19 protein-coding genes and 1 riboswitch are annotated in these 23,724 nt (G+C 67.3%); of the genes, 7 read left to right on the top strand and 12 right to left on the bottom strand.

The features are described 5' to 3' along the window. Positions 1-83: 83 nt before the first annotated feature. The 5 genes from MZV50_RS12610 to MZV50_RS12590 all read right to left on the bottom strand — a co-directional run bounded on the left by MZV50_RS12610 (position 84) and on the right by MZV50_RS12590 (position 5,663). On the bottom strand, positions 84-851 hold the full coding sequence (locus MZV50_RS12610; protein ID WP_252635003.1) for an IclR family transcriptional regulator: 768 nt from the start codon (positions 849-851) through the stop codon (positions 84-86). A gap of 5 nt (positions 852-856) precedes the next feature. Next, complete coding sequence (locus MZV50_RS12605) at positions 857-1,669, bottom strand: amidohydrolase family protein (protein WP_252635002.1); 813 nt, start codon at positions 1,667-1,669, stop codon at positions 857-859. Then, positions 1,663-2,676, bottom strand: coding sequence for a zinc-binding alcohol dehydrogenase family protein (locus MZV50_RS12600; RefSeq protein ID WP_252635001.1), 1,014 nt, complete (start codon positions 2,674-2,676; stop codon positions 1,663-1,665). The genes MZV50_RS12605 and MZV50_RS12600 overlap by 7 nt, the downstream gene beginning before the upstream one ends. Position 2,677: 1 nt before the next feature. Next, the gene (fucP, locus tag MZV50_RS12595) at positions 2,678-3,979 is read right to left on the bottom strand and encodes an L-fucose:H+ symporter permease (RefSeq protein WP_252635000.1); all 1,302 of its coding nucleotides are present in this window, start codon (positions 3,977-3,979) and stop codon (positions 2,678-2,680) included. Between the two features lie 118 nt (positions 3,980-4,097). Continuing rightward, on the bottom strand, positions 4,098-5,663 hold the full coding sequence (locus MZV50_RS12590; RefSeq protein ID WP_252634999.1) for an alpha-N-arabinofuranosidase: 1,566 nt from the start codon (positions 5,661-5,663) through the stop codon (positions 4,098-4,100). A gap of 227 nt (positions 5,664-5,890) precedes the next feature. Here MZV50_RS12590 and MZV50_RS12585 point away from each other — a divergent pair, with 227 nt between their 5' ends. The 3 genes from MZV50_RS12585 to MZV50_RS12575 are packed head-to-tail and all read left to right on the top strand — an operon-like array spanning position 5,891 to position 9,526. Next, positions 5,891-7,195 carry a sugar MFS transporter gene (locus MZV50_RS12585; protein WP_252634998.1) on the top strand — a complete coding sequence of 435 codons (1,305 nt, stop codon included), beginning with the start codon at positions 5,891-5,893 and terminating at the stop codon, positions 7,193-7,195. Further along, positions 7,128-7,340 (top strand): twin-arginine translocation signal domain-containing protein, encoded by a 213-nt coding sequence (locus MZV50_RS26585; RefSeq protein WP_354668938.1) that lies wholly within the window; start codon positions 7,128-7,130, stop codon positions 7,338-7,340. Before MZV50_RS12585 ends, MZV50_RS26585 begins: the two co-directional genes overlap by 68 nt. Beyond that, the gene (locus tag MZV50_RS12575) at positions 7,331-9,526 is read left to right on the top strand and encodes a glycoside hydrolase family 127 protein (RefSeq protein ID WP_252634996.1); all 2,196 of its coding nucleotides are present in this window, start codon (positions 7,331-7,333) and stop codon (positions 9,524-9,526) included. The genes MZV50_RS26585 and MZV50_RS12575 overlap by 10 nt, the downstream gene beginning before the upstream one ends. A gap of 18 nt (positions 9,527-9,544) precedes the next feature. Here the strand turns inward: MZV50_RS12575 and MZV50_RS12570 are convergent, their stop codons facing one another. Continuing rightward, entirely contained in the window at positions 9,545-11,347 is a 1,803-nt protein-coding gene (locus tag MZV50_RS12570; RefSeq protein WP_252634995.1) for an IlvD/Edd family dehydratase, read from the bottom strand. Between the two features lie 240 nt (positions 11,348-11,587). Further along, positions 11,588-12,322, bottom strand: coding sequence for a FadR/GntR family transcriptional regulator (locus MZV50_RS12565; RefSeq protein ID WP_354668937.1), 735 nt, complete (start codon positions 12,320-12,322; stop codon positions 11,588-11,590). 325 nt (positions 12,323-12,647) lie between these two features. On the opposite strand from MZV50_RS12565, the gene araD1 reads away from it, so the two are divergent. The 4 genes from araD1 (at position 12,648) to MZV50_RS12545 (ending at position 18,717) form a co-directional block, all read left to right on the top strand. Then, entirely contained in the window at positions 12,648-13,643 is a 996-nt protein-coding gene (araD1, locus tag MZV50_RS12560; protein WP_252634993.1) for an AraD1 family protein, read from the top strand. Beyond that, positions 13,640-14,566, top strand: coding sequence for a Gfo/Idh/MocA family protein (locus MZV50_RS12555; RefSeq protein WP_252634992.1), 927 nt, complete (start codon positions 13,640-13,642; stop codon positions 14,564-14,566). The genes araD1 and MZV50_RS12555 overlap by 4 nt, the downstream gene beginning before the upstream one ends. A 34-nt stretch (positions 14,567-14,600) precedes the next feature. Further along, a complete protein-coding gene (locus tag MZV50_RS12550; protein ID WP_252634991.1) occupies positions 14,601-15,740 on the top strand; it encodes an aldose epimerase family protein in 1,140 nt (379 codons plus the stop codon). Positions 15,741-15,936: 196 nt separating this feature from the next. Beyond that, positions 15,937-16,049, top strand: a riboswitch (glycine riboswitch). 271 nt (positions 16,050-16,320) lie between these two features. Beyond that, on the top strand, positions 16,321-18,717 hold the full coding sequence (locus MZV50_RS12545; RefSeq protein WP_436792221.1) for a TonB-dependent receptor: 2,397 nt from the start codon (positions 16,321-16,323) through the stop codon (positions 18,715-18,717). Positions 18,718-18,780: 63 nt separating this feature from the next. On the opposite strand, the gene MZV50_RS12540 is transcribed toward MZV50_RS12545, so the two are convergent. Genes MZV50_RS12540 through MZV50_RS12520 form a run of 5 tightly spaced genes read right to left on the bottom strand, consistent with a single transcriptional unit; the run spans position 18,781 to position 23,713 of the window. Continuing rightward, on the bottom strand, positions 18,781-20,115 hold the full coding sequence (locus MZV50_RS12540) for an LLM class flavin-dependent oxidoreductase (protein ID WP_252634989.1): 1,335 nt from the start codon (positions 20,113-20,115) through the stop codon (positions 18,781-18,783). A 16-nt stretch (positions 20,116-20,131) separates the two neighbouring features. Then, positions 20,132-20,806: a peroxiredoxin-like family protein gene (locus tag MZV50_RS12535; protein WP_252634988.1), complete on the bottom strand. Its 675-nt coding sequence runs from the start codon at positions 20,804-20,806 to the stop codon at positions 20,132-20,134. After that, the gene (locus MZV50_RS12530) at positions 20,803-21,195 is read right to left on the bottom strand and encodes a 4Fe-4S dicluster domain-containing protein (protein ID WP_252634987.1); all 393 of its coding nucleotides are present in this window, start codon (positions 21,193-21,195) and stop codon (positions 20,803-20,805) included. Before MZV50_RS12530 ends, MZV50_RS12535 begins: the two co-directional genes overlap by 4 nt. Next, positions 21,195-22,775 (bottom strand): FAD-dependent oxidoreductase, encoded by a 1,581-nt coding sequence (locus MZV50_RS12525; protein WP_252634986.1) that lies wholly within the window; start codon positions 22,773-22,775, stop codon positions 21,195-21,197. The genes MZV50_RS12530 and MZV50_RS12525 overlap by 1 nt, the downstream gene beginning before the upstream one ends. Further along, the gene (locus MZV50_RS12520; protein WP_252634985.1) at positions 22,772-23,713 is read right to left on the bottom strand and encodes an ABC transporter substrate-binding protein; all 942 of its coding nucleotides are present in this window, start codon (positions 23,711-23,713) and stop codon (positions 22,772-22,774) included. Before MZV50_RS12520 ends, MZV50_RS12525 begins: the two co-directional genes overlap by 4 nt. Between the last annotated feature and the right edge of the window lie 11 nt (positions 23,714-23,724).

Below are 23,724 nucleotides of genomic sequence, written 5' to 3'. Positions count from 1 at the left end.
CCCGTTCATTTATAAAATCGATGTTGCTGATAAAATCCCATTCCGGCCACGGCAAGTCAATCGACCGCCACTCCGCGCCGGGCCTAGGCGGTCGGTCGGATCTCGCCGGTGATCTCGGCCGCGGCCTGCTTCAAGCCGGCGACCGTCTCCTCCATCGAAATGGCGGTGGGCATGTCGACATACGGGCAGGTCAGGGCCGCCGCGACGCCCTCGGGGCCGTAGATCGGCACCGACAAGTCGGTCACGGCCTTGGTCACGTAGCTGGCCGCGCGCACGAAGCCGTCCTCGCGGGCGTGGGCGGCGCTGGCCTCGAAGGTCTTCCAGGCGGCCGCCGCGATCCCGGGCTTCAGCGCCTCGCCCCAACGCTGACGGACGCCTTCCGGCTGGAAGGCGTAGAGCACCAGACCGGAGGTCGCCTCGACGATCTTGCGGCGATAGCCGACGCGCACCGAAAAGCCCTGGTCGCCCGGCGCCTCGATACGGGCGACGACGACCATCTGGTCGCCGCTGGCCATGGCCAGATGGCAGGACTGCCCGATCTTCTGGGCGACGGCGCGCATGACCGGCAGGGCCGCGTCCAGCAGGTCCTTGGCCGGAGCGCGCGTCATGCCCAGGGCGAACAGCTTGTTGGTCAGGATCAGACCGTCCTCGTCGGCGGCGCGGCCGACATAGCCCCGCGCCTCCAGCACCTGGACCATGCGGAACAGCTCGCTGGACGAACGGTCGAGCGCGTTGGAGATCTGGGCAAGGGTCAGACCGCCGCGATGGGCGGCCAGCAATTCCAGCACGTCGAGGCCCTTTTCCAGGGCGGGCGCGCGGTATTCTCGCTTCTTGGCGGACACGTCGGACATACCTTCTATAAGCGATAGAATCGGCGCGCCGTCTCGCCGAATAGCGCCGCTTGGCGCTCCGGCCGGACCCAGGCCGCGCACATCGCCCGCCAGGCGCCGTAGTCGCTTGCCAGGTTCAAGACCGGCCAGTCGCTGCCCCACATCAGGCGATCGGGTCCGAAGATTTCGATCAGGTGCGCGGCGAACGGCGCGATCGCCTCGACGGTGGGCGTGTCGCCGGCCTCGGTCAGCAGACCTGAAAGCTTGCAATACACGCCAGGCCGGGCGGCCAGCGCCGCCATCTGGTCACGCCAGGGATCCAGGGCTCCGGCGGCGATATCGGGCTTGGCGCCGTGATCGATCACCACCCGCAGCAGCGGCCATCGGCTGACCAGCTCGAGGATCGCCGGAAGATGACGCGGCTTGACCAGGGCGTCGAACGACAGATCCGCGTCGACCATCGCCGCGAGGGCAGGCTCCAAGGTCGGATCGAGGATCCAGTCGTCGGCCAGGTCCTGCAGCATCGGCCGCAGACCCTTCAGCAGCGGATTCTCGGCCAGGGCCGCGATCCGGGCGGGCGCATCGGGCGCGGTCAAGTCGATCCACCCGACCACGCCCAGCACCAGCGGCTGGCCGGCGGCCATCGTCAACAGCCATTCGGTGTCGCGCGCGCTGGGCTGCGACTGCACGAGAACCGCGCCGGAAAGTCCCGGTCCGCCCGCCGCTCGGGCCAGATCGTTCAGGTCGAAGTTTCGATGAATCGCCGCCAGGTCGGGCGTCGGCCATTCGTGGTCGTTCTCGCCGATCCGCCAGACATGGCAGTGGGCGTCGATCAGCACGACACGATGGCCTTGATGACGCCGGCCGATGGCTCCATCCAGCCTGGCAGGACTTCCGACAGGTCCTTCAGCGCCGCCTTGTGGGTGTTGAGCGCCGCCGTCGGCACCCGTCCCGCCTTGATCGCCGCCAGCACGTGGTCGAAGTCCTCGATCGTGGCGTTGCGGCTCGCCAGCAGCGACATCTCGCGCTTGTGGAACTCGGGATCCGAGAAGGTGATGTCGGCCGATACCACCGAGATCAGCACATAGCTTCCGCCGTGGGCGACATAGGCGAAGCCCTGCTGCATGGCCGCCGCGCTGCCCGTGGCGTCGAACACCACGTCGAAGAAGACGCCGTCGGTCATCTCGGACAGGGCGCGCGGCGTCTCGTCGGAGAGCGTGACGATCCGGTCGGCGCCCAGGTGCTCGCGCGCGAAGGCCAGCCGGTCGGCGCGGCCGTCCACCACGGTCACCTCGGCGCCCGCCAGCTTGGCGAACAGGACCGCGGCGATGCCGATCGGCCCTGCCCCGACCACCAGCACCGACTGCCCGGGCTGGATCCGGGCGCGGCGGACGGCGTGGGCGCCGATGGCCAGGAACTCGATCATGGCCGCCTCGTCCAGGCCGACACCCTCGACCTTGCGCACGAAGCCGGCCGGCACGGCGAGGTATTCGCAGAGCCCGCCGTCGATATGGACGCCCAGCACACGGATGTTCATGCAGCAGTTCGGCTTGCCCTTGGCGCAGGCCGGGCACGTCCCGCACGACAAATAGGGCATGACGTAGACATGGTCGCCCGCCTGCAGGCCGCCGCCGTCCGGCGCCGACACCACCTCGCCCGACAGTTCGTGGCCCATCACGCGCGGATAGCTGAGATAAGGCTGGGTCCCGCGATAGATGTGCATGTCGGTGCCGCAGATGCCGACCCGACGCACGCGCAGCAGCACCTCGCCGGGGCCCGGCGTCGGCGCGGACCGGCGCTCTATTCGCAAGTCGCCGGGCGCGGCGCAGACCAGCACGTCCATCATTCTAGTGTCCTCCGGCCAGGACCGCGTCGTGGGCGGTGACCTCGCGACGCTTGGCGGTCAGGCCGAACAGGCCGACCACCGCGAAGCAGGCGCACGGCACCAGGATGGCGAAGCGAATGGCGCTGGCGTCGGACACCGCCCCCATCACCACCGTCAGGATGGCCCCGCCGATGATGCTCATGACCAGGAACGACGAGCCGGTCTTGGTCAGCGGGCCCAGGCCCTTGATCGAGCTGGCGAAGATGGTCGGGAACATGATCGACATGAAGAAGCTGGTCGCGGCCAGGGCCAGCAGGCCCAGGTGTCCGCCAACCGCCACCGCGACCAGGGTCAGGCCGACATTGGCGACGGCGAACAGGGCCATCAGGCGCGAAGGATCGACGCGGCTCATCAGCGCCGTACCGGCGAAGCGTCCCACCATGAAGCCGACCAGCGACCACGACAGGTACGCCGCGGCGGTCTTCTCGCCCATGCCAGGAACCTGATCCTGGGCGTAGCGGATCATGTAGCTCCACACCCCGACCTGGGCGCCGACATAAAAGAACTGGGCGGCGACACCGAACAGGAAGCGCGGGCGCGCGAACAGGCCAAGGATCGGCTTGTCCACGCGCTCCTCGTGCTGATCCGCCTCGGTGGGACGGCCGACCTGCGGTGGGAACTTGGTGATCGCCACCAGCACCACCCACAGCAGCACCACGGCGGCGATGATCAGGTACGGCAGCTGGGTCGACTTAGCCTCGGCCGCCTGGAAGGCCGACAGTTGAGCCGGCGTCATGGCGGCGAACTGCGCCTTGGTCGGCTCGACGCCCGACAGGATGAACTGGCGGCCGACCACCACGGCGGTGATCGAGCCCAGCGGGTTGAAGGCCTGGGCCAGGTTCAGCCGCTGCTCGGCCTTGGCCGGGTCGCCCAGCACGGTGATCAGCGGATTGGCCGAGGTCTCCAGGAACGCCAGGCCCGAGGCGATGACGAACAGCGCGGACAGGAAGAATTCATAACGGCGCAGCTCGGCCGCCGGCCAGAACAGGAGCGCCCCGACGGCGAACAGCACCAGCCCCACGATCACCGCGGCCTTGTAGCCGTAGCGGCGCATCAGCAGCCCCGCGGGCAAGGCCAGGAAGAAGTAGCCCAGATAGAACGCCGACTGCACCAGGCCCGACCGCAGGTCGGTCAGGAAGAAGGCCTTCTTCAAGTGGGGAATGAGGACGTCGTTGAGGTTGTTGGCGACGCCCCAGAGAAAGAACAGGGCGACGATGAGCACCAGTGGCGCCCAGCCCGTACGCTGGCTCGAGCCTTGGGACATGGATGTTTCCTCCGGCGGCTCTCTGACGGAGCACGTGAAGGCATGGACATCATATATGAATTAGATCGTCAAATATGAAATGACGGGAGCGCCGCCGACGACGGCGCTCCCGCGAGCTCTATTCGACCGCGACGACGACCACCGACTTGGACGGAACGTCCAGGGTCAGCTTGTCGCCCGAGAGTTTGGCGCCCTTGAACGCGACCGGCGCAACGGCCGGCTTGGCGCCGAAGGCGTTCATCGCGTCCATCTTGTCGGCGGTCAGCACCTGGCCGGACACGGCCTTGGCCTTGAGCGTCCCCAGGGTCACGGAAAGCTTCACGCCATCGTCCGGCGACATGTTGGCCACGGCGATGTAGGTCTTGCCATCCTTGCCCTTGGCCGCCGAGGCGTTGAAGGCTGGGATCTTGGTTCCCGCCACGTCGATCTCGGGCGCGGTGACGTCCAGCGGGATCGCCGTCGAGTCCTGGAACGGCACGTACATCTTGTAGGCGTAGTAGGTCGGGGTCAGGACGATCTGATCGCCCTTGGTCAGGATCATCGCCTGCAGAACGTTGATGGTCTGGGCGATGTTCGTCATCTTCACGCGGTCGGTATAGTGGTGGAAGATGTTGAAGTTGGCCGCCGCCACGACACCGTCGCGCAGGGTGTTCAGCTGATAGAGGTGCCCCGGATTGGTGCCCGGCTCGACATCGTACCAGGTGCCCCACTCATCGACATAGAGACCGATCCGCTTGGACGGGTCGTTCTTGTCCATGACCGCGACGTGCTGCTTGATCAGGTCGTCCATGCGCAGGGTCTGGGCCATGGTCTTGCCCCAAGCCGCCTTGTCGAAGCCGGTGGCCGCGCCCTTCTTGTCCCAGTTGCCTGTCGGCAGCGTGTAGTAGTGCAGCGAGATGGCGTCCATGAACTTGCCGGCGTTCTTGGTCAGCACATCGGTCCAGTTGGTGTTGAACGCATTGGCGCCGGACGCCACGCGCACGGCCGGATTGTCGTCGTTCTTGTGGAAGAACGCCGAGAAGCGGCGGTATTCGTTGGCGTAGTACTCCGGCGTCATCTCGCCGCCGCAGCCCCAGCTCTCGTTGCCGATGCCGATGAACGGCACCTTGAACGGCTTGTCGCGACCGTTGGCGCGGCGTTCCTGGGCCAAGGTGTCGTCGCCCGGCGAGGTCATGTACTCGATCCACTCGCGCATTTCGGTCGGATCCGACGAACCGACATTGATCGAGACGTATGGATCGGCGCCGACCTGCTCGGCGAAGTCCATGAATTCATGGGTGCCGAAGGCGTTGGTCTCGGGCGAGCCGCCCCACCAGTTGTTCTTGCGCGAGGGGCGCTTGTCGCGCGGACCGATGCCGTCGCGCCAGCGATACTCGTCGGCGAAGCAGCCGCCGGGCCAGCGGATCACCGGCACGTGCGCCTCCTTCAGGGCCGTGACGACGTCGGTGCGGACGCCGCGGACGTTGGGGATCTTCGAATTGGTCCCGACCCAGACGCCGTCATAGATGCCCGCGCCCAGATGTTCGGAGAACTGGCCATAGATGTAGCGAGAGATCGGCGCGCCGGGCTGGTCGGCCTTCAGCGTCGCCGTGGCGGCCAATTCAGCGGCCTGGACGCCCACGGGCGCACCCGCCGCCGCCATCGCCAGAAGCGCGACCGCCGCGCCCAGGAACCTCTTGCCCATGCTCTTCTCCCTATCGACGGGAGCTGTACGCCGCTCCCTGGAAATCATCGGCCAGCTTGGTAGCAGGCTTATTTTTGTCCTACAATAACCGGTAGCGCTTTCAGCGCCGAGCGCTCGAAGCGCTGGTTCGGCTCTCGCGTTGACGGCTTGCCGGCGACAATATACTCGGACAAAACATTCAGAGCAGCGACCAGCCGCCAAAGTCCGCGCCGACGAAAGAGGAAACGATGCCCGCCCTTCCCCAAAGCGCGCCGCCTGCGGCGTCCGCCGACGCCCCGCGACAGCGCTACGGCTCGGCCCTGAGCCTGCTGGCCAGCCTGTTCTTCATGTGGGGCTTCATCACGGTCATCAACAACACGCTGCTGCCGCACCTGCGCAGCGTGTTCGTGCTCGACTACACCCGCACCACCCTGATCGAGTCGGTGTGGTTCATCGCCTATTTCGTGGCCTCGATCCCGTCTGCCAAGCTGATCGAGCGGATCGGCTATCAGAAGGCCATCGTGGTCGGCCTGCTGGGCATGGCGGTCGGGGCGGCCATGATGGTCCCCGCCGCTATGCTGACCTCCTACCCCCTGGTCCTGACGGCCCTGTTCGTGATCGCCAGCGGCATCACCCTGCTGCAGGTGGCGGCCAATCCCTATGTCGCCGTGATCGGCCCGCCCGAGACCGGCTCGGCCCGCCTGAACCTGGTGCAGGCCTTCAATTCTCTGGGCACCACCCTGGCCCCGCTGTTCGCCGGCTATCTGATCCTGGGCCGCTCCAAGAGCGGCACGGCCGGAACCGATGTCGTGCTGACCCAGGCGGAGCGCTACGCCGACGCCCAGTCGGTGATCCTGCCCTATGTCATCGTGGCCATCGCCCTCGTCTTGCTGGCCCTGGTCATGGGCCGGGTGAAGCTGCCCGCCATCGGCCAGGCTACCCAGCGCTCCTCGCGCGAGGAGCGCAAGAAGCTGTCCCTATGGTCGCACCGCAACCTGGTGTTCGGCGTGCCGGCGATCTTCATCTACCTGATCGCCGAGATCGGGGTGGCCAACCTGTTCATCAACTTCGTCTCGCAGCCGACCATCGCCGCCATCACCCACGAGGAGGCCTCGCGCTATCTGGCCATCCTGTGGGGCGGCATGATGGTGGGCCGGTTCCTGGGCAGCGTGCTGATGCGCCGGTTCCCCGCCGAGCACGTGCTGGCCGCCTTCTCGATCGGCGCCTTTGTCGTGATGCTGATCACCACCTTCGCCCACGGTCCGGTCGCCATGTGGTCGCTGATCGCCGTCGGCTTCTTCCACTCGATCATGTTCCCGACCATCTTCACCCTGGGCATCAAGGGCCTGGGTCCGCTGACCGAGGAAGGCTCGGGCCTCTTGATCATGGCCATCGCCGGCGGCGCGCTGGTCATCGTCCAGGGCTGGCTGGCCGACACCTTCGGCCTGCAGTGGTCGTTCCTGCTGACGGCGGCTTGCGAGATCTATGTGCTGTTCTATGCGCTGTGGGGCTCGAAGGCGACGAACGCCCTGCCCGACCAGCACGTCGAATAGGGAACCGCCCATGACCGGACCGTCGCGCCGCACTGCCCTCAAGTCCGGCGCCGCGCTCGGCGCGGCCGCCCTGGCTTCCCCGCCCTGGCCCAGCCGACCCGCAAGGCTGGGCTGGCCCCCTTCCCGCTCTCGCAGGTGCGGCTGAAGCCCTCGCGCTTCCTGACCGCGACGCAGACCAACCAGCGCTATCTCCTGTCGCTGGAGCCCGACCGCCTGCTGCACAACTTCCGCGCCGGCGCGGGACTGCCTCCCAAAGGCGAGGTCTATGGCGGCTGGGAGAGCCGGGGCATCGCCGGTCACAGCCTGGGCCACTACCTGTCGGCGGTCTCCCTGACCTGGGCTCAGACCGGCCAGCCCGAGTTCAAGCGGCGCGCCGCGTACATCGTCGAGGAACTCGCCGCCTGCCAGGGCGCGAACGGCGACGGCTACGCCGGCGGCACGACGGTCGACCGCGACGGCAAGACCCTCGACGGCAAGGTCGTCTACGAGGAGGTCCGCGCCGGCAAGATCGACACCGCCGGCTTTGGCCTGAACGGCGGCTGGGTGCCGATCTACACCTATCACAAGGTCCTGGCCGGGACGCTCGACGCCCACGCCCTGTGCGACGATCCCAAGGCTCTGGCCGTCGCCATCGGCCTGGCCGACTATCTGGGCCGGATGTTCGAGGCGCTGGACGCTCAGCAGGTCCAGACCGTGCTGCGCGCCGAACATGGCGGCATCGTCGAGAGCTTCGCCGAACTGCATGCGCGCACCGGCCAGCAACGCTGGCTGGACCTGGCCCGCCGCGTCCAGCACGAGGATATCGTCGGCCCGCTGGCCGAAGGGCGCGATGACCTGGCCGGAAAACACGCCAACACCCAGATCCCCAAGCTGATCGGCGAGGCCCGCCTCTACGAGACCGGCGGCGACGCCCGCGCCGCCAAGGCGGCGATGTTCTTCTGGGAGACGGTCGTCCACGACCACTCCTACGTCATCGGCGGCAATTCCGAGTTCGAGCACTTCGGCAAGCCGCGCCAGCTGTCGACGCGCCTGGGCCAGCAGACCTGCGAGTGCTGCAACAGCTACAACATGCTGAAGCTCACCCGGCATCTCCATGCCTGGTCGGGCGAGAGCCGCTATTTCGACTTCTACGAGCGCGCCCACCTGAACCACATCCTGTCGCAACAGGATCCCGACACGGGGATGTTCACCTACTTCTCGCCGCTGGCCTCGGGCTACGCGCGCGGCCACTCGTCCCCGACCGACTCGTTCTGGTGCTGCGTCGGCAGCGGCATGGAGAACTATTCGAAGCTGGGCGACAGCATCTTCTGGCGCGACGGCGAGCGGATCCGCGTCAATCTCTACTACCCGTCGACCCTGGACTGGTCGGAGAAGGGCGCGAAGCTCGAGATCGACACCGACTTCCCCTACAGCGACCAGATCACCCTGACCCTGAGCAAGGCCAAGACGCCGACACCCGTCTCGCTGCGCGTTCCAGGGTGGTGCGCTGCGCCGTCGGTGAAGCTCAACGGCCGCGCCCACGCCGTCACGGTGAAGAACGGCTACATCGACCTGACCTTGCGCGCTGGCGACAAGGTCGCCCTGACCCTGCCGATGACGGTGCGCACCGAGAGCATGCCGGACGCGCCGGACCTGGTCGCCTTCGTGAATGGCCCCCTGGTGCTGGCCGCCGACCTGGGGCCGCCCGACCAGCCATGGGACAGCTTCGATCCAGTGGTGGTGGGGACGGCGGCCCTGACGCCGGCCGATGCTCCCCAGCGGTTCTCCCTCGCCGACCATAGCCGCCCGCAGGACCTGACGCTGCGCCCCTACTTCGAGCAGCACCACAATCGCACGGCCGTCTACTTCCGGAACCTGACCCCGGCCCAGTGGACTCAGGCCGAGCCGCGCCTGGTGGCCGAGGCCAAGGCCCGCGCCGACATCCGCGACCGCACCGTCGACATCCTCCGCTTCGGCGAGCAGCAGCCCGAAACCGACCATGCCCTGAAGGCCAGCCCCGGCACCCAGGACAGCGGCAACCTGACGGTTCGCAGCCGTGTCCTGAACAAGGGCTCGATCACCTTCCAGATGGCCGCCGCGCCGGGACCGCTGATCCTGGAGGTCACCTATGACGGCTCGCCCAGGAACAAGGACTTCCGAATCCTAGTCGAGGGCCAGGAGGTGGCGCACGAGACGCTGCCTGGCGAGCGCACCTCGCCCCTGAACGTCAAGACCTACCCCCTGCCCCAGGCCCTCACGGAGGGAAAGAGCAAGGTGACGATCAGCTTCGAGATGGCCGCCAACCAGTGGGCGGCGGTGTTCGAGGCCCGGGTGTTCAAGGCGGCGCGCTAAGCGCCGCCTATCCCGCCTCTAGTGGTTGTCGCGCGGCAGGCCCTTGGTCTGGGCGATGCGCTGGTACTTCACGGCGGGCTCGAGCACCGCGCCGGTCTCCATCTGACCGACGACGGCGCGCTGCATTTCCTGCCACGGCGTCTGGCTTTCCGGATATTTGAAGCCGCCGGCCGCTTCCAGGGCCTTGCGACGCTCGACGATCTCGGACGGTGAGACCAGCACGTCGACACGCGACTTGCGCAGGTCGAAGCGCACCTTGTCGCCGCTCTTCAGCAGGGCCAGGCCGCCGCCCGCCGCCGCTTCCGGCGAAGCGTTCAGGATCGACGGCGAGCCCGAGGTGCCCGACTGGCGACCGTCGCCGATGCACGGCAGCTGGTGGACGCCCTGCTTGATCAGGTAGTTGGGGGCCCGCATGTTCACGACCTCGGCCGCGCCCGGATAGCCGACCGGGCCGGCGCCGCGCATGAACAAAATCGAGTTGGCGGTGATGCCGACCGACGGATCGTCGATCCGGTGGTGATAGTCCTCGGGACCGTCGAACACGATGGCCTCGCCCTCGAAGGCGTCGGGATCATCCGGGTTCGACAGGTAGCGGTCGCGGAACTCCTGGCTGATCACGCTGGTCTTCATGATCGCCGAGTTGAACAGGTTGCCGCGCATGACGACGAAGCCGGCCCGCTCGACCAGCGGACGCGAGAACGGACGGATGACGTCCTCGTCCTCGATCTGGGCGCCGCGGTACTGCTCGCCGATCGTCTGACCCGAGACGGTCTTCACGTCCTCATGGATCAGGTTCTGCTCGATCAGCTGGCCGAACACGGCGGGCACGCCGCCGGCGCGGTAATAGTCCTCGCCCAGATATTCGCCGGCAGGCTGCAGGTTGACCAGCAGCGGCACGTTCTCACCCTTCTGCTGCCAGTCGTCGATGGAGAGCTCGACGCCGACGTGGCGGGCCAGGGCGTTCAGGTGGATCGGGGCGTTGGTCGAGCCGCCGATGGCCGAGTTGACGACGACGGCGTTGAGGAACGCCTCACGGGTCAGGATGTCCGAGGGCTTGAGGTCCTCATGCACCATGTCGACGATGCGCAGACCGGTGCGATAGGCGTTTTCCTGGCGGTCGCGGTACGGCGCCGGGATCGCGGCCGAGCCGGGCAGCGACATGCCCAGGGCCTCGGTCAACGAGTTCATGGTCGTGGCCGTGCCCATGGTGTTGCAGTAGCCGGTCGACGGGGCCGAGCTGGCCACCAGCTTGATGAAGCCGGCGTTGTCGATCTCGCCGGCCGCCAGCAGCTCGCGGGCCTTCCAGACGATCGTGCCCGAGCCCGTGCGCTGGCCCTTGTGCCAGCCGTTCAGCATCGGGCCGACCGACAGGGCGATGGCCGGAATGTTCACCGTCGCCGCCGCCATCAGGCAAGCGGGCGTGGTCTTGTCGCAGCCGATGGTCAGCACCACGCCGTCCAGCGGATAGCCGTACAGCAGCTCGACCAGGCCCAGGTAAGACAGGTTGCGGTCCAGGCCGGCCGTCGGGCGCTTGCCGGTCTCCTGGATCGGGTGCACCGGGAACTCCAGCACAATGCCGCCGGCGCTGCGAATGCCTTCGCGCAGGCGCTCGGCCAGCACCAGGTGGTGACGGTTGCAAGGCGACAGGTCCGAGCCGGTCTGGGCGATGCCGATGATCGGCTTGCCCGACTGCAGCTCTTCCAGCGTCAGGCCGAAATTCAGGTAACGCTCCAGATAGAGCGCGGTCATGTCGATATTGTCCGGATTGTCGAACCAGGCGCGCGAACGCAGGGCGCGGGGCGAAACGGGAGGAACGCTCATGACAATCCTTGAAGGCGATGGGCCTTGACGACGACGGGAGACGCGTGGGCCACGAACCTGGACAGGCGCGGAATTGCGCGCTCGCCCGTTCACGGCTTCGCTAAAATCGTATTTGTCTGACTATACCGCGCCGTAGTGAGCGTCAATCAGGGTGGGCCGCATTGAGAGTGCGTCACAAAAGCCGAGCTTCTCCGCTCGCGCCTTCCATCGCCTCACCAGCAAGCGACCGTCCGACGGCGCCTACCGCTCGGCGTTACGCTCCATCGCCGCGCGGGTGTCATCGAGCGCCAGGTGGACCAGACGCTCCATGGCCTGCCTGGCCTGGTCGGCGCGGCCGGCGGCGATGGCGTCGAACACCTTCCAGTGGTCTGGCACCGGGTCGCGAGGCAACTCGCGGTCGCGCTGCTTGAAGATCGTCGTCCACCGCACGGCCGCACCAATGCTGCTGCTCAGCGTGAACAGCGGTGCGTTGCCGGTGGCCTCCAGCACGGTGTCGTGGAAGTCGCGGTCCGCGGCCTGGCCCGCTTCGGTGGCCAGGGTCTCGTGCTGCATAGCCACCAGGGCCGCGCGCATCCGTTCGAGCTGAGCGTCGTTGCGGCGCTCGGCGGCCAGGGCGGCGGCGGCGGGTTCGACGATCATCCGCAGTTCGTAGAGCTCCCGCAGGAAGTCATCGCTGGGCTCCGATTCGAAGAACCAGGCCAGGACCTCGGGATCAAGCAGACTCCAACGTGCGCGCGGGCTGACCCGCGTGCCGGTCTTGGGACGGCTCTCCACCAGCCCCTTGGCGGCCAGAATCCGGATGGCTTCGCGATAGGCGCTGCGCGAGACCTGCAGTTGCTCGCTGGCGTCGATCTCGTTGTTCAGTACGTCGCCCGGCTGGTGCTGCCCCGAGACGATGGCGATCCCGAGCGCCCGCGCGATCGACCCGTGGATGCGGCCGGAAAAGCCCTCTTCGTGCGCGGTATCGGCGCCCACGCCCGCTTCCTTGGCCCTCGACACGCGTCCTTCGCTCCCGTTGCAATCCATCGAGGCGACGTCGAATGCCCCGCCGGCGACTCTAGCGAGACCAATTGTCGGAGAACAAGCGAATTCGCCCGCGCGGCGGTGTCGTCTCAAGCCGCCACATCAGCCTATAAGTACGAGAATTGCCGCCCCCGAACGTCGAAGAAGGACGCTTCGCACCCATCAGGACACGATTTTCCGGTACAGCTTGATCCTCGTCATTGTGAAACGCCGTTTGACAGGGCGTCACTCCACGCTATTTGTCAGACTATTATAGAGCTTCAGAAGGTCGTCCGCCGTGGTGTTCCGATTTGTGCAATTGAAGACCCCCAGCGGCGCGCGACAGCTGGCGGCGGTCGACGACTCGGGTCGCGCCCGCAAGGTTGACGTCGCCGACACCCTCTACGACTTGGCCCAGGCCGCCCTGAAGGTGAACGCGACCCTGGCCGAGGCCGCCCAGGCCCACCCGCTAGGCGAAGAGATCGACATCGCCGCCGCCCTCGCCGAGGGCCGGGTTCTGGCGCCGATCGACCATCCCGATCCCGCCCACCTGCAAATGACCGGTACGGGCCTGACCCACCTCGGCTCGGCCGAGGGCAGAGATAAGATGCACAAGGCCGCCCAATCGGGCGAGCATCTGACCGACTCCATGCGCATGTTCCTGATGGGCGTCGAGGGCGGCAAGCCCGCGCCGGGCCAGGAAGGCGTGCAGCCCGAATGGTTCTACAAGGGCGACGGCGGCCAACTGGCCGCGCCGGGCCAGCCCCTCACCTCGCCCAGCTTCGCCAAGGACGGCGGCGAGGAACCCGAGATCGCCGGCGTCTATCTGATCGGTCCCGACGGCACGCCGCACCGCCTGGGCTTCTGCCTGGCCAACGAGTTCTCGGACCACGTGATCGAGCGCGGCAACTATCTGTGGCTGGCCCACTCCAAGCTGCGCCAGGCGGCCTTGGGTCCGGAGTTGCTGACCGGCGAACTGCCGGCCGACGTGCGCGGCTCCAGCCGGATCGTGCGCGACGGCGCAACCGTCTGGGAAAAGCCCTTCCTGTCGGGCGAGGCGAACATGTCCCACACGATCGCCAATCTCGAGCACCACCACTTCAAGTACGACATCTTCCGCCGCCCGGGCGACGTGCACGTCCACTTCTTCGGCACCGCCACCCTGTCGTTCTCGGAGGGCTTCCAAACCCAGATCGGCGACGTGTTCGAGATCGAGGCCGCGCCGTTCCGCTATCCGGTCCGCAACCCGCTGGCCCAGGCGGCCGAACGCCCGGTCGCGGTGAAGTCACTGTGACGCCGATCCGTCTCGCGCTCGTTGGTCTGGGCAAGATCGCTCGCGACCAGCACCTGCCGTCCATCGCCGCCGACCCGCGCTTCGAACTGGTCGCCATCGTCAGCCGCAACGCCGAGCTGGATGGCGTGGCCCACTTCACCGCCCTTGCCGACCTCCTGACCAGCGACGTGACGGTGGACGCGGTGGCCCTGTGCACCCCGCCCCAGCCACGCCACGCCCTGGCGCACCTGGCTTTGGCGGCCGGCAAGCACGTCATGCTGGAAAAACCCCCCGGCGCAACGCTCAGCGAGGTCGAGGACCTGCGCCAGGCCGCCGCCGAGCGCAGCCTGACCCTTCAGACCACCTGGCACTCGCGTTACGCCATCGGCGTCGAACCAGCCCGCGAATGGCTGGCCGAGCGCGCGATCAAGGCCGTGCGCATCAACTGGAAGGAAGACGTGCGCGTCTGGCATCCGGGCCAGGACTGGATCTGGGACGCTGGCGGCTTGGGGGTCTTCGACCCGGCCATCAACGCCCTGTCCATCGTCACCCGCATCCTGCCGCGCCCGTTCTTCCTGTCGAAGGGCGTGCTGCACGTGCCGGAGAACAAGCAGTCGCCGATCCAGGCCGAGCTCGATTTCCGCGACGCAGCCGGCGCCCCGATCCGCGCTGAACTGGACTTCCTGCAGACCGGCCCGCAAAGCTGGGACATCGAGGTCGACACCGAAGACGGCCAGCTCAAGCTGACCCACGGCGGCGCCAAGCTCTACATCGATGGCCAACTGATGCGGGAAGGCCCCGACCAGGAATATCCAGGACTGTATGACGCCTTCGCCAAGTTGATCGCCGACGGCGCCAGCGACGTCGACGTCAGCCCACTGCGCCATGTCGCCGACGCCTTCCTGCTCAGCGAGCGGGTCACGGCGCCGGCCTTCGTGGAATAGGCGCGCCAAGAAAGAACGACAAAGGGAGAGAAACATGAAGCTGAAGACCATTGTCCTGAGCAGTGCGCTCGCCCTGGTCGCCGTCTCGTCGGCCAACGCCGTCGAGCTGTCGCGCAAGCCGTTCGGCGCCATCGCCTCGGGCGAGGCCGTCGAGGCCATCACCCTGACCAACGCCAAGGGCGTCAGCGCCACGATCATCACCTATGGCGCGACCCTGCAGTCGCTGATCGCGCCCGACCGCACGGGCAAGAAGGCCGACATCGCCCTGGGCTTCGCCGACGCGGCCACCTACGAGAAGAACGCCAGCTATTTCGGCGCCTCGGTCGGGCGGTTCGCCAACCGTATCGGTAAAGGCCGCTTCAGCCTGGATGGCAAGACCTACCAACTGGCGCTGAACAACAACAAGGTCGCCGCGCTGCATGGCGGTGTGAAGGGCTTCGACAAGGTCGTCTGGAAGGTGCTGAACGCCAAGTCCGGCCCGACCGCCTCGGTGACCTTCGGCTATGTCAGCCCCGATGGCGAGGAAGGCTATCCCGGAACCCTGACCGCCACGGCGACCTACGCCCTGGACGAGCAGAACAACCTGACGATCACCTACGGCGCGACAACCGACAAGCCGACCATCGTCAACATGACCAACCACGCTCTGTTCAACGTGGCCGGCGAAGGCGTTCCGGAAGGCGCGATGGGCAACGTGCTGACCATCCCGGCCGACGGATACACCCCGGTCGACAACGAGCTGATCCCGACGGGTGCGATCACCCCGGTGGCGGGCACGCCGTTCGACTTCCGCAAGCCGACCGCGGTCGAGACCCGGGTCCGCGACGCCCGGGATCCGCAGATCGTCGTCGGCCGCGGCTATGACCATAACTACGTGCTGAACGGCAAGGCTGGCGGCGCCCCACGCCTGGCCGCGCGCCTGGCCGACCCCAAGAGCGGCCGCGTGCTGGAGATCCTCAGCGACCAGCCGGGCATCCAGTTCTATGCCGGCAACTTCATCGATGGCACGACCATCGGCAAGAGCGGCAAGATCTATCGCCAAGGCGACGGTATCGCGCTCGAGCCGCAGCACTTCCCCGACGCGCCGAACAAGCCGCAGTTCGCGTCGGTCCGCCTGGATCCGGGCCAGAAGTACAGCAACACGATGGTCTTCAAGCTGACCGTCACGAAGTAGCCGCGCCTCGTTCGCGGGCGCCGCGCGCCACGTTCGTTCGCAATCGCTACGAACTCCAGCAGCCCCGGGTCAATCCGTTTGACCCGGGGTTTTTGCTGCCGCCTGCTGGCCGGGCTCTCGCGGGAGAGATCGGGCCCCGGCCCGGCGCTGAAGGCGAAACCGCCCCGGAAACGCTCAAGCAAAAGGACCGCGCGGGCTTCTGAACGCTGGAAAGCAGGGCGCCAGACGCCCTCGCCGAAGGAGCAAGGCGGCCCCGCCAACGGCATGGGCCCGCTGAATCTCTCAGGCGCCAAGGACAGCGGGGGTGAGTAGGCGCGCCATGCCGGCGCGCCCAGCCCCTGCGTGCGTCATGCGAAACTAAAGAACCCGCTCCACCGCCCCGACTGAAAATGCACGAACGCGATCGTCTACCGACTTTCGCGAAATAAATGTCGCTTATGAGTAGGTCAATATTTTCACTGTTCATATATTGAACAAATATGCGCAACATCTCAACTTAGTCATTATATCGACACAGACAGAGAAATTCTGAATTTACCTCGCGAGAACACATAGCGACGCTCCCCTCAGTCAAAAGTGATTGGGGATAACGATGACCGACCGTAACATCTCGCCCGCGCGCCACCGCCTGCGAGTGCTTCTTCTCACCGCTTCGATCCTTGGCGGCGCAACGCCCGTCCTGGCGCAGGAAGTCGACAAGACCTCCGAGGTCGACACCGTCGTCGTGACCGGCAAGCGCCTGTCCGAAGCCAGCGTCGCGATCGGCACCGACCACGCCACCGCCACGGTCTCGATCACCCGCGAGGCGCTGCTGTCCGCGCCGGCGGGCATCACCGGCCTGAAGATGCTGGAGTCCCTCCCCGGCTTCAACGTCCAGGCCAACGATGCCCTGGGCATGTACGAGTTCGGCAACTCGGTCTCGGTGCGGGCCTTCAACTTCCAGCAGATCGGCTTCCTGCTGGACAACATCCCGATGGGCCGCAGCGACCAGTTCGGCGGCAGCCCGATCTACCGCTATGTCGACAACGAGAACCTGCTACGGGTCACCGCCTCAGCCGGCGCGGGCGATGTCGCCCTGCCCAGCTACGCCTCGCTGGGCCCCATCGTCGACTACTTCACCCAAGCCCCGTCCAAGACGGCCGGCGGCGCAATCAGCGGCACCCTGGGCAGCGACGACCTGCGCCGCACCTTCCTGCGCCTAGAGATGGGCGAGCACGGTGGCCTTTCGGGCTATGCCAGCGGTTCGTGGATCAAGGGCGACCTGTGGCGCGGCCCGGGCACGATCGATCGCAAGCACTACGAGGGCAAGCTGCGTTACGCCCTGCCCAATGGCGGCGACGTCAGCTTCCAGACTGTCCACAATGACTATTTCGACTACGACAGCCCCTCGATCACCCTGGCCCAGTACAACGGGACGGCTGGCGACGTGTTCGGCCGCTCGGGTCGCTATTTCGCTTATCTGGGCATCGTGCCGAACCCGGGTCCGGCGGGCAGCACCCAGACCGCCACCAACCTGCCGGCGGTGTCGGGCGGCCCCACCTACTCCAACGCCAACTATGCCCAGTACTACAAGTTCGCGGTCAACAAGCGGAAGGACCACCTGTACGGCCTGACGCTGAATACGCCGATCACCGACACCGTCGACCTCACCACCACCGCCTACTACGAGGACAAGGGCGGCTATGGCGTCTCGCCCGAGGCCTATGCCACCTCGCTGACCAGCTACACCGCCGAGATCGGCAAAGTGGCGGGCATCGTCGCGCCAAAGGGCATCCAGTACGGCCTGTCCGGCGTCGACGGCATTCGCAAGGGCGTGACCGCCAAGGTCGCCTGGCATCTGGGCTTCAACAAGATCGAAGCCGGCCTCTGGCTCGAGAACGACGACTATCACCGCACCCAGAACCGCTACAACGTCGAGAACGGCAACCCCGACGGCGCGCCGCTGTTCAACGAGCGGGTCCACGCCCAGCGGGACTACAAGTCGCTGCGCGAGACCAAGCAGTTCTTCGTCAAGGACACCCTGACCTTGCTGGAGGCCAAGCTGAAGGTCGAGCTGGGCTTCAAGGCCACAGATATCGACTACAAGATCGCCGGCTACCGCAACCCGAACGATTACATCAACCTTCGCCACCCGATCCTGAAGGCCAACTGGAAAGACAGCTTCCTGCCGCAGGTCGGGGCGGTCTACAGCCTGACCGGCCGCGACCAGGTGTTCGCCTCTTACTCCGAGAACATGGCCCTGCCGCGCGGCGCGGACGACATTTTCTCGGCCGCCAGCCCCACGATCGCCAGCCCCCTCCCCGAGACCTCGACCAACTGGGAGTTCGGTTACCGGGCCAACCACCGCACGTTCAACGCCTCGATCGTGGCCTACCAGACCGAGTTCAAGAATCGTCTGCAGGCCTTTGCCTCGCTGGTGCCCGGCGGCGGCGGCGTGACCGAAACCTTCTACCAGAACGTCGGCGCGGTGAAGGCCAAGGGTGTCGAGTTCAGCGGCCAGTGGAAGCCCGAGATCTTCGCCGGCAAGGCCTATTTCAACGCCAACGTCTCGTACAATGACGCTGTGTTCCAGGACGATGTCCTGAACTACCGAGCCAGCACCACGGCCGCGCCGGTCACCCTGGCGATCGCCGGCAAGAAGGTGCCGGACTTCCCCGACTGGGTCTTCACGACCGGCGTCACGGTCGAGCCGTTCGACGGCCTGCTCGTCAACGTCTCGGCCCGTCACCTGGAGAGCCGCTTCACCAACTTCGTCAACAGCGAGAAGGTCGGCGGCTACACCATCGTCAACGCCTATGTCGACATCGGCGACGGCTTCGCGGCCGGCCCGTTCAGCCAGGTCAAGGCGCGGGTCAATGTCGATAACATCTTCGACAAGGACTATCTGGGCACGATCAGCACGACGGTGAACACCGCCGCCAGCTTCCGCCCGGCCCCGCCGCGCACGATCCAGTTCACGATCTCGGCGGACTTCTAGAACGACGAAGCCGGTCGGCCCGCGAGGACCGACCGGCTCCAGCCTTCGAACCCCCAGGCAGCGCTATTCGGCCGCCGCCAGCGCCCCCGCGTACCTGTTGACCGGGAAGTCCAAGCCCAGGCTCTCGCGGAAGGTCGAGCCTTCGTATTCGGTGCGATACAGACCTCGCGCCTGCAGGATCGGCACGACCAGTTCGACGAAGGCCTCCAGCTGGCCCGGCAGGCTTTCGAACAGCACGAAGCCGTCGGACGCCCGCTCTTCGAACCATTGCTGCAGACTGTCGGCGACCTGTTCGGGCGTCCCGACGAAGTGACCGCGCGGCGTGGCGAAACGCAGGGCCGTCTGGCGCAGGGTCAGGTTCTCCGCCTTCACCGCCGCGACGATGCGGTTCACCGCGCTCTGGTTGGAGTTGGCGCCGAACGCGGCGGCCTCAAGCGGGAAAGGGCCGTCGGGATCGTGCTGGCTGAAATCGTATTCGTTGAACGGCCTGGCCAGCATCGACAGAGCATTGTCCAGCGAGACCAGTTCGGTCAGTTCCTTGTACAGCGCCTCCGCCGCCTCGGGCGTGCGACCGACCACCGGGCGAGCCGCGGGCAACACGTGCAGTTGATCCGGATCGCGACCGAACCCGGCGGCGCGAGCCTTGATGTCCTGGTAGTAGGTCTTTGCCGCGTCAATTTCCTCGTGAGAGACGAAGATCGCGTCGGCCCGCTTGGCGGCGAAGGCCTTGCCGTCCTCGGACGCCCCGGCCTGGAAGATCACCGGCTGTCCCTGCGGCGAGCGGCTGATGTTCAGCGGTCCCTTCACCGAGAAGAACTCGCCCTTGTGGTTCAGGGTGTGAAGCTTCGCCGGATCAAAGAATTGCCCGCCTTTCTTGTCGAAGGTCAGGGCGTCATCCTCCCACGAGTCCCACAGCCCCTGGACCACGTCCAGATACTCGCCGGCCAGACGGTAGCGGACATCGTGGGCGTAGTGCTTCTCGCGGCTGTAGTTGGCGGCGCTGCCCTCGAGCCACGAGGTGACGACGTTCCAGCCGGCGCGGCCGCCGCTGATATGGTCCAGCGAGGCGAACTGGCGGGCGACGTTGAACGGCTCGCTGTAGCTGACCGTCAGGGTGGCCACGAGGCCGATGTTGTTCGTGGCGCCAGCCAGGGCCGACAGAATGGTCAGCGGCTCGAAGCGGTTCAGATAATGCGGGCTGGACTTCTCGGTGATGTAGACGCTGTCGGCCACGAACAGGAAATCGAACTTGCCAGCCTCGGCCACCTGGGCCTGGCGCTTGTAGAACTGGAAGTCGGTGCTGGCGTTCGGCTGGGCGTTGGGGTGACGCCAGTCGCCCCAGCCGGGGCCGACGCCGTGCAGGATGAAGCCGAGCTTCAGTTGGCGCTGAGCGGTCATGGGAAAATCTCCGATCCTATTCGGCGGGAACCAGGGTGATGTCGCGGACGGCCGCGAGGACGGCTTCGGCCTCGGTGCGGACCAGCCAGTCGGGACTGACGTCGACGAAGCGAACGACGCGCTCGTGGTCGATGACGACGACAGCGGGCTGGGGTAGCTCCCAGGTTCCCGTGCCGGTCGTGTCGCCGATGAAGGCGCCCTTGGCGCGTTGCGCGGCCTGGCTGGCGTCGTCGGCGGTGTAGAGGATGCCGAACCGTCGGCCGAGGGCGTTGTCCGTGTCCGACGCGACCTTGAACGACAGGCCATGGCGAGCGCGGATCTCTCCAAGCCGTTCGGGAACCTGCGGGCTGACCGCCACCAGGGTCGCGCCCAGGTCCCGCAGGTCGGGCGCCAGCGCCTCGTCATAGTAAGGCAGGGCGATGTTGCAGGCCGGGCAGCCGGCGAAGCGGAAGAACACCAGCACCGCTGGGCCACGCTGGATCAGCGCCTCCAGCGACAGCGCTCCGCCCTCGACGTCCGGCAGCGTGAACGGCTCCAGGCGCTCGCCCACCTTGACCCATCGCGACGGGTCAGCGGTCTCCACAAGCGTTCGTTGCTGGTCGATATTGATCTTCAGCTGGGCCGGATCCCACGTGCGTTCGCGCTCGGCGTGCAGGTCGGCGAGACGGTCCTTCAGACTCTTGAGGCTCATGACGAGCGTCCTTCCTCGGGTCGAGCGGTCCTGGCGGCGGCGAGCTCGATCGCCTGCAGGCGAGCGCGCTCGAAGATCGCCCCCATCCGCCAATGTTGATTGGTGTGGGTGGCCGCGTGCTCGTCCCAGCCGTGGTCACGGCGGAAGGCGCCCACCTGGCCCGAGGCCAGCGCTTGTGCGGCCGTGATCCCGGCGATCCGCTCCACCTCCGGCCAGACGAACAGGGCGTCGGCCGGGCAGTAGAGTTCGCATAGGAAGCAGGTCTGACAGTCGGCCTGGGCGGCGATCACCACCTTGCCGCCCGCGCCCAGCCGCAGCACATCGCTGGGACAGGCGTCGACGCAGTCGCCACAGCCGCCGCAGCGATTCTCGAGAACGACCTCGATCATCAGGCGACCTCCGCCTGGTCTTGATCCGCAAGCGGCTCGAAGCGGGTGAGGATCCTGCTCAGGCCCTGGACGCGTTGGCGGCTGGCCAGGCGCGGATCCAGGCTCGGCGCATCCTCGCGGCGATGCATGCCCCGGCTTTCGCGCCGCGTCAGGGCGGCGGCCTTGCTCCAGCGTCCGGCAGCGACCAGAGCGGCGACCTCGCGCAGGCGCAAGCCCGCCCGCCCCTGGGCGCGGCCATGATCGGCCAGTTCGCGCCAGATCCCATCCAGCCGCGCCAGCGAGGCCGCCAGGACGTCGCCTCGGCGGAAGATGTTCTTGTCGTAGGCGTTCAATTCCTCACGCACCGCCTGGACCGCGGCGACGGTGTCGAACGCGGCGGCGTTGCGGCGTGGCGCAAGGCCGGCCTGGCCCGTGGCGATCACCAGATCCGCCTCGCGCACGCCGGTCGAGCGCGCCCCGCGCGCCGCCGCCGCGCCGGCCCACTGGCCTGACGACAAGGCCCATGAAGAGTTGACCGCCCCGCCGCCCGAGATCGCGCCCGTGACCAGCTCGCGACTGGCGTTGTCGCCGGCGACATAGAGGCCAGGCACGGCGGTCTGACAGTCCGCATCGTCGACGCGCAGGCCGCCAATGCCGCGGACGGAGCCCTCGGCGTGCAGCGTCACCTCGAAGCGATCGCGATAGGTTTCCAGCCCAAGCCTCTTGAACGGCAAGATAAAATTGGGCTGCACCTCAGGCATGATCGCCCGGATGTCCTCGGGGACCCTGTCCAGCCGGCAGAACAGCGGCCCCTTCATCAGCGCGCGGGCCAGATGCGGGGTGACGTCCGGACCGTTCGGAATGTCGAGCTCATTGTCGTCGGCGTCGAACCAGCGGGCAAAGCTGTAGGCCATCGACCGGGCCATGTTCGTGCCGGCCAGAGATGGCGTGTAGTAGTTGGTGAACTCCATGCCGGAGAGGTCGGCCCCAGCCTCGACGCCCATCAGCAGGCCATCGCCCGTGTTGGTCGCCGAGCCCAGCAGGCGGGAAGCGAAGGCCGTGCCGCCGGCGGCCAGCACGACGGCGCCCGCGCGGATCGTCCAGGGTTGTTCGCCACGCAAGGCGACACCGGCCGCGCCCGCGATCGAACCGTCGCCGTGGCGCAGCAGCTGCAGCGCCGGATGGTAGTCCAGGATCCGCGCGCCCGCCGCCAGGGCGTAGGCGCGCATGGCCCGCATGTATTCCGGCCCGCGCAGGGCTCGATACTGGACCTCGCCCCGGTCGTCGCGCGAGAAGGCATAGTGGTCCCGCAACCCCGGCAGGCTGGTCCAGGTCAGGTCCAGGATGCGCCGCATCCAGTCCGGATCGCCCAGGCCCAGGGACCGCTGGAAGCGATCGGCCACCGCCGCCTCGCGCCGTTCCGGCGGGACCCACCAGTGGCCAGGGCCGGCCGTGGCGGTGACCCCGCTGGTCCCGCAACGCCCCTTGTCGACCAGGACGACGTCCGCGCCTTCACGCGCCGCCGCCACGGCCGCCCAAGCGCCGGCCAGGCCGCCGCCGATGACCAGCACGTCGGCCGTCAGGGTCAGCGGTGCGTTCACGTCAGCGCGCCGTTAAAAGAGGCGTCGAAGGCGCCGGCCGGATCGCGCGTGGCGCCCACTGCCCCGGCCGCCCGAAAGCGGTCAAGCAAGGCCCTGGCTTCCTCGACCGACGCCTCGCCCAGTGGCGCCGGCAGGATGCGGTACTGCCGGACCGTGTAGAGGGCCACCTCTTCTGAAAGCCCCGTCTCCTTGGCCAGCACCCGGCCAAAGGCGTCAGGATTGTCAGCCGCCCAGCGGCGAGCCCTGGCCAGGCGGCGCAGGAAATCCTCGATCTGCGGCCGCTTCTCGGCGATCGCCTTCTCGCTGGCCGCCTCGTAGCCGAAGCCGCCCAGCAGCCCCTCGCCGTCGGCCAGGATCCGCGCCGCGTCATGCAGCCGCGCCAGGGCGACGTACGAGCCCCAGGTCACCCAAGCGTCGATCGATCCCGCCGTAAACGCCGCCTTGGCGTCGCCCGGCGTCAGATAGACGATGGAGACATCGGTCGGCTTCAGGCCGGCGCTTTCCAACACCCGCAGCAGCAGGTAGTGGCCGATGGAGCCCCTGCCGGTGGCGATCTTCTTGCCGCGCAGATCGGACGGCGCGTGGATCGACGAGCCGTTGGGAACCAGGATGGCCGTCGATGAGCCGCCGCTGCGCCCCGCCTGAACGGCCTTGATCTTGGCTCCTCCGGCATAGGCGTACAGAAACGGCGCGTCACCGGCCTCGCCCAGGTCCACCGCCCCGGCGCTGACCGCCTCCAGCAGCGGCGCGGCGGCGGGGAATTCGCTCCACTCGATCCTGTAGGGCGCGCCTTCGAGAGCGCCTGAAGCGATCAGAACGGCCTTGGTGCCGCCGCGCTGGCTGCCGACCTTCAGGACCGACGCGCCGCCCCCGGCCCTGGAACAGGCGGCCAGACCCACGAAGGCCAGGCTGGTGACGAGAAGCTGGCGTCGGTCCATCGCGCCCTCCC

Origin of the sequence: Caulobacter segnis, assembly GCF_023935105.1 — a bacterium.
GTDB lineage: Bacteria > Pseudomonadota > Alphaproteobacteria > Caulobacterales > Caulobacteraceae > Caulobacter > Caulobacter segnis_B.
The sequence above is the reverse complement of the archived record's forward strand: the minus strand, read 5'-3'. Positions and strand labels throughout refer to the sequence as shown.

Bases quoted from the DNA above. Each gene is read 5' to 3' on its own strand.
- MZV50_RS12610 (WP_252635003.1), bottom strand. From the start codon at position 851: ATGTCCGACGTGTCCGCCAAGAAGCGAGAATACCGCGCGCCCGCCCTG.
- MZV50_RS12600 (WP_252635001.1), bottom strand. From the start codon at position 2,676: ATGATGGACGTGCTGGTCTGCGCCGCGCCCGGCGACTTGCGAATAGAG.
- fucP (WP_252635000.1), bottom strand. From the start codon at position 3,979: ATGTCCCAAGGCTCGAGCCAGCGTACGGGCTGGGCGCCACTGGTGCTC.
- MZV50_RS12590 (WP_252634999.1), bottom strand. From the start codon at position 5,663: ATGGGCAAGAGGTTCCTGGGCGCGGCGGTCGCGCTTCTGGCGATGGCG.
- MZV50_RS12585 (WP_252634998.1), top strand. From the start codon at position 5,891: ATGCCCGCCCTTCCCCAAAGCGCGCCGCCTGCGGCGTCCGCCGACGCC.
- MZV50_RS26585 (WP_354668938.1), top strand. From the start codon at position 7,128: ATGTGCTGTTCTATGCGCTGTGGGGCTCGAAGGCGACGAACGCCCTGC.
- MZV50_RS12570 (WP_252634995.1), bottom strand. From the start codon at position 11,347: ATGAGCGTTCCTCCCGTTTCGCCCCGCGCCCTGCGTTCGCGCGCCTGG.
- MZV50_RS12550 (WP_252634991.1), top strand. From the start codon at position 14,601: ATGAAGCTGAAGACCATTGTCCTGAGCAGTGCGCTCGCCCTGGTCGCC.
- MZV50_RS12540 (WP_252634989.1), bottom strand. From the start codon at position 20,115: ATGACCGCTCAGCGCCAACTGAAGCTCGGCTTCATCCTGCACGGCGTC.
- MZV50_RS12535 (WP_252634988.1), bottom strand. From the start codon at position 20,806: ATGAGCCTCAAGAGTCTGAAGGACCGTCTCGCCGACCTGCACGCCGAG.
- MZV50_RS12530 (WP_252634987.1), bottom strand. From the start codon at position 21,195: ATGATCGAGGTCGTTCTCGAGAATCGCTGCGGCGGCTGTGGCGACTGC.
- MZV50_RS12520 (WP_252634985.1), bottom strand. From the start codon at position 23,713: ATGGACCGACGCCAGCTTCTCGTCACCAGCCTGGCCTTCGTGGGTCTG.